This window comes from Faecalimonas sp. LCP19S3_D12 (assembly GCF_052121495.1).
Taxonomy (GTDB): Bacteria; Bacillota; Clostridia; order Lachnospirales; family Lachnospiraceae; genus Faecalimonas.
The window spans coordinates 1-5,902 of sequence record NZ_JBQKED010000077.1 but is presented as its reverse complement, the minus strand read 5'-3'; the positions used below and the strand labels follow the sequence as shown (position 1 = coordinate 5,902).

The following is a 5,902-nucleotide window of genomic DNA, read 5'->3' as shown; positions in this document are numbered from 1 at the left end:
GCATAACCTTAACTTCTCAATATTCAATTTTTAAAGCAGCCACCGAAAGATGGCTTATTTGTCGTGTGCTTAAGGTAATGGATACCCTCTACTTCTCATTTTCAATCTTCTACCTCCTCTTTCAACACTTCATAAATATAAGAAATCGGCAGTCCGACAACGTTATAATAGTCTCCTTCTATCTTATCTATATGGATTGCAAACCTCCCTTGGATTCCATACGCCCCCGCTTTGTCCATGACATTTTCATGTTCGATATAGTCTGTGATTTCTTCTTCACTCATCGGATTTACAAATACTTCCGTGCACACTGCATGATTGACTGTCCGGCAGTTTCCGAACTCATCAAAAATCAAAATCGCAGTCCCGGTATAAACCTGATGTGCTCTTCCTTGCAGACTCTGAATCATCGCAAATGCATCTTCTTTTGACTTTGGTTTACCCAAAATCTTTCCATCCAAAGCCACAACCGTATCGGCTCCGATCACGATCACATTTTCTTGTTCCAAACTTTGCGCGACATCATCAGCCTTCAAAAGAGACAGTTCTTCTACAATCTCATCCGGTCGCTCACTTTGATAAACCTCTTCTTTTTTGCTCACCTGAATTTCAAATGTAAATCCAGCCTGTTTCATCAACTCACTTCTTCTCGGTGATGCTGAAGCAAGCACAATTCTTTTTTTTCTCATTTTCTCCCCCTTTTTGGCAATAGAATTGAACTCAAAATTCCCACAGCCAAGCCGAAAATTGCGGGTATGATCCACACTAACTGTTCTTTATACAACGGCAGACTCTTTAAAACCGTTGTAATCACGCCCATTTTTATCCCAAGCGTTCCTAATATATACAAAACGCTTGTCAATCCTGTCATCAGAATCGTAACCGGATAGACAAATCTCCATTTTGCGATCCACGGATGCAAAAATGCCAATACAATCAATACGATTGCCATTGGATAAATCGTCTGCAAAATCGGAACTGATACTTTCAAAATATTGCTCAGTCCAAGATTGGATACCAGAAAACTTATTCCGGCAAAGACAGCGCTCCACGCAATATACGGAACCTTTGGAATCAGTTCTTTGAAATATTCACTACAGCAGCACAATAAGCCGACACATGTATTTAGACATGCAATCAGAAAAATAACTCCGAGTAAAACAAGTCCTGTCTGTCCAAATATTTTCTGCACAACATATGTCAGAACCTGCGCACCATTTTCCCCGTTCTGATACGTTCCACTCACCATCGCTCCGATATAGCAAAGCGCGCTGTATATTGCAATCAGGAGTCCACCTGCAATCAGACCTGCCTTCATCGTCTCCTTGACAACTGCCCGCTCCTCAGTCACTCCTTTGGCGCGAATTCCGAGTGCGATTACGATTCCAAAGTTCAATGCTGCAATCGTGTCCATTGTCTGGTAACCTTCTAGAAATCCTTTTACAAAGCTTCCTGCCTGATATGCCTCTGTCGGCGCCCCAAAGTTTCCTGATTTAAAAAACAGCGCCCGCACAAATACGATAAAAATCAACGCAAGCAGACATGGCGTCAAAAATTTTCCCAAACATTCTGTCAATTTTTCCGGTTTCAAAGCAATCAAAAATGCCACGAAAAAGAACGCCGCTGAATAGATCAGCTGTACTTTTCCTGCATCGATACCCGTCGGAATAAAAGGCAGCACTGCCATCTCAAAAGAAGTGCTTGCCGTTCTAGGAATTGCAAGTCCCGGTCCAATCGACACATAGATTAAAAGGGTAAATATAGACGCAAAAACAGGATGAACTCTTCTTGCCAGCACATCCAACCCTCCTGATTTTGCGACGGCTGCCACACCCAAAATCGGAAAACCTATCGCTGTAACGGCAAATCCCGCCATGGCTATCCATACATTTACGCCTGCTTGATTTCCTAAAAACGGCGGGAAAATCAAATTTCCCGCTCCAAAAAACATGGAGAACAATGTAAGTCCCACTAATATTGTATTCTTTTTTGTCAATTGATTCATTTCTTCCCTCTTTTCTTTTTTTCACATATCCGCTATTATAGCATTTTGGGACGCTATGTTCTACTGTTTTTTTATTTGAATTGTGCTTTCATTTTCTCTCTTTTCAACTAAGCCTTTTTATCAATTTCTGAAATCGTTCATCCCCCCGTAAAAATCCTATCTCCTCATCGTTTTCCAATGCTTTTCTCAGCATTGCTTTTACCATAGACCTGTCACTCGTCTCCGCAAATTGCATATGTCTGTACAAATCTGCTTTTTTGAAAGAATCCATCGTTTCTATGCTGGCAATCTGTTGTTCTAAAAGTATAAGACACTCCTCTTTATCCTTTCTATCCAATGCCATATTGAATCTCGGAGAAAGAATCATATAGTCGCTCATCTCTAAAATACGTGAAATTTCCTCCGCCTTTTCCATCAGTATTTCTGCTCTTGCAACATCATTTTTCTCCATCTCCAATAAATAAAGTCCTTGAAAGCAAACATTGATTTCCGAACAGCTCTGAAAGAGAATCCGCTCCAAAAGTTCATATGCTTCCTGTCGCTTTCCGGCCTTTCTATAAAGCATTACCTGAAGCCTATCCAAATTTATCCATTTCTTCGGTATTCTATCAATATAACTTTGTGCCAACTCATACTGCTCAGTCCGCAAACATTCATTATACAATGCAATAATCGCTCCCTGCCTGATTTCTTCCTCCTCACTCTCCAAAGCCCTGTCATAAATAGCGAGAATCTCTTTCTTATACTGTTCTTTTCCACGCACATCCTCTATCCCGAAATAACTATCCAAAATCTGCGCCAAGACAAACGCCAACTTTCCACAGTTCGGATACTCCTGTATTTTCTGCATCGCACTTCGAAACACATCCTCGTAAGGCTCTTTCATCAGGCGCTTCCCGATTTCATTTGAAATATTAGCGATCTCCTGCTTTGTCAATTCTTCTCTATACGATAACAATGTATCCGTGCTAATTCCCAAAAGTCTTGCGATTGGAGCTAAAAGCATAATATCCGGGCATGCATTTCCGCTTTCCCTTAGTTAAAGATATGAACCCTCTTTATCAGTCTACTTTTCCAATAAATCGGTAGTATATCTCTATTTCCTGTATTCTTTCATTGTCCTCATTCGTTGTTGCTTCGTGAATGAGGATTTTTTCTATCATTGCATTTAATAATGGTGCTGTCAGTTCCTTTGGTACGGAATACTCCTTGATTAACTCAATCCACTTTTCAGCACCTATCATATCCTGTTCCATTTTACTTAATTCTTCTCTTAGGTTGGTTATCTGCTGTTCCAGTTCTATCTGCTCTTTTTGATATTTCCCCGACAGCATGATGAAGTTTCGTTCCGTTATCTTCTCACAGGCTCTATCTTCATACATTTTCGCAAACAAGCGGTCAATCTCATTTTGGCGGTTCTCGGCTTTCTTCAAGGCACTTGCCTTTTTCTTCTTTTCCCGTATTCTCTCTGCATTGCCAGCCTTTTGTATCTTATTCAACACTTTTTCTTCGTCCTGCTGTACTGCCTTAGCCCAATACTGCAATCGCTCCAATACGGCTTGATACAGCACATCATAGCGGATGTAGTGCATAGAACAATAACCTTTACCAAACTGTCCGTAGAAACTGCAAGCATAATAACTGTAAGGCGTTTTATTTGCCGTATTCGTTCCAAACCGCATAGACCAGCCACAATCCGCACACTTGACAAGCCCTGCAAATATCGGCGTTGCTTTTTCCTTTGTCTGTCTACGCCTTGATTTTATCTGTTCCTGCACACGATAAAACACTTCCTTATCAATAATCGGCTCATGGGTATTTTCTACTCGAAACCATTCACTTTCAGGCTTACGCACTTTCTTCTTGCTCTTGAATGAAACTGTTGATTGTCGATTATGAACGCTGTTTCCGATATAGACTTCACTTTTTAAGATTGCCTTGACATGAGCAATCGTCCACTCATAACGCTTGCTGTCGGGCTTTCCCTCAAAGATATGTGCAAAAGTACCGTACCTTGTAAAATTCAGCCAAGACGCTGTCGGAACTTTTTCTTCTCGCAGTACCTTTGTGATTTTGGCACTACCGTAACCTTGATAGGCTAGGGAGAAGATTTTTTCAACAATCCATTTTGTTTCCTCATCAACCAGCAGTTTTCCTTTGATGTCGGGGTGTTTCTTATATCCTAACGGAGCATAAGCCCCATAATATGCACCCTCTGCAAATTTTGTCTTAAATGCAGATTTCACTTTACGGCTTGTATCTCTTGCCACCCATTCATTGATGATATTCTTAAATGGTGCAATCTCACTTTCGCCTTTTTCGCTGTCTACACCGTCGTCAATCGCTATGTAACGGACATTATGGCTGGGAAAATACAATTCTGTATATTGTCCTGTCATAATATAATTTCTGCCAAGTCGGGAAAGGTCTTTCGTTACAACACAGTTGATTTTTCCTGCCTCTATATCTTCAATCATTCTCTGGAAACTCGGTCTTTCAAAATTTGTTCCCGACCAGCCGTCATCAATATATTCATCAATCACATTCAAATGATGTTCTTTTGCATATAGACGTAACATACTTCTTTGTGTGGTAATGCTGGAACTTTCGCCCTGTAATTCATCATCTCGGCTCAACCTAAGATAAAGTGCAGTATTGTAAATCTGTTGTTTCATTGTCAGTTATCCTCCTTTATAACTAACCCGTGTTTACAATACCTGCTTGCAAGTAAAGTATAACACGGGTACTTTTTGCCATTCAATCTATTTCTTACAACTGCACCGATTTTATGCGATTGTCTGCTTTGCTTTTTCCAGCATAACATCCGTCAGAAGTTCTTCCATTGTCTTTCCCTTTTCGGAAAAATGTTCTTTTACAACAATCTTTGTTTTTCCTCTGTTGCCAATGCCACACTTATTATTTGGCTTTTCCTGCCTTGTTTTTACAATATCAGCAATAACACATACCCCCTTTCTGTAAAAATCTTTTCTAAGCAATTCAACGGCTTTTGTCATAGCCCACAGGAGTTCCACCTCTGCATAGTTCTTATGTAGCCGTACCCATTGCGTGCGACGCTCTGAACGCTCAAGCTGTGGCTGTACGGGAGTATCATTATCAGACAGGACAGGTCATGGCGGTAGGAAAGGACAAGTTTCTTACAGGAACACAGATAAGGTTCGCTCGCTTTAGCAGGGAAAAGGTCATGGCGTATCTGTTTCAACGGCTCGCTGTCTGTCAAACGTATTGAACTGCTTTATTCAGTTGTCAAAGAACACGAAAGAAGAAAATCGTCTTTCCTATATACCGCGTTGGAAAAGAGCAGAAACGTAACCAATCTTCAAAACTTTTTTCTTTTCCTGTACCATATAGGGAAAGAAAGTGTCATTCTGCTAAGTTGATGATGAAAAAATCTGATTTTCTTTTCACACCCTAACTACCCATGCAACGCCGTAACTGCCAACTGTGGAATAAAAGATTTTCTTTGCTCCATATAGGGAACGGAAACTGCCAAATGTTAAGTTGAAAATGAAAAGATTTTCTTCTTTTCACACCAATACTCAACTGTTACTATCTGTTTGAATACAAATTGATGATAGTTTTTCTCTTTTCATAGAACACTGTCCACTCAACTCGATTTTCCGACATTTTTTCAAAAATTTTTCTTCTTTCACTCCATATAGGGAATGGAAACCTCGATTTAATGAGTAATTTTGAAAAAAAGTTAGATTTTCTTTTCTCGCACCATATCTGTACGCAAGTAGCCGTTTTGTTGCAGATTTTTTGAAGAAATAAAAAATAGGCTTCGCCTATTCAGCTCCCCTTCCCCTCAATCTTGAGGGGTTAGGGGGTTTCTTTTTCTTCCTTTTTCCTGCATAATAGACTTATGAATATCTTACA

The 5,902-nt window shown here is 40.1% G+C and carries 5 protein-coding genes; all 5 read right to left on the bottom strand.

Annotation, left to right across the window (positions count from 1 at the left end):
* Positions 1 to 101: 101 nt before the first annotated feature.
* Positions 102 to 689 (bottom strand): Maf family nucleotide pyrophosphatase, encoded by a 588-nt coding sequence (locus ACTQXY_RS14840; protein ID WP_441660111.1) that lies wholly within the window; start codon positions 687 to 689, stop codon positions 102 to 104.
* Positions 686 to 2,005: a branched-chain amino acid transport system II carrier protein gene (brnQ, locus tag ACTQXY_RS14835; protein WP_441660110.1), complete on the bottom strand. Its 1,320-nt coding sequence runs from the start codon at positions 2,003 to 2,005 to the stop codon at positions 686 to 688. Before brnQ ends, ACTQXY_RS14840 begins: the two co-directional genes overlap by 4 nt.
* Positions 2,006 to 2,108: 103 nt before the next feature.
* Positions 2,109 to 3,011 (bottom strand): hypothetical protein, encoded by a 903-nt coding sequence (locus ACTQXY_RS14830; RefSeq protein WP_441660109.1) that lies wholly within the window; start codon positions 3,009 to 3,011, stop codon positions 2,109 to 2,111.
* A gap of 55 nt (positions 3,012 to 3,066) precedes the next feature.
* Entirely contained in the window at positions 3,067 to 4,680 is a 1,614-nt protein-coding gene (locus ACTQXY_RS14825) for a recombinase family protein (RefSeq protein ID WP_021391129.1), read from the bottom strand.
* A 111-nt stretch (positions 4,681 to 4,791) separates the two neighbouring features.
* Positions 4,792 to 5,019 (bottom strand): tRNA wybutosine-synthesizing protein 3-like protein, encoded by a 228-nt coding sequence (locus ACTQXY_RS14820; protein WP_095915226.1) that lies wholly within the window; start codon positions 5,017 to 5,019, stop codon positions 4,792 to 4,794.
* Positions 5,020 to 5,902 lie beyond the last annotated feature (883 nt).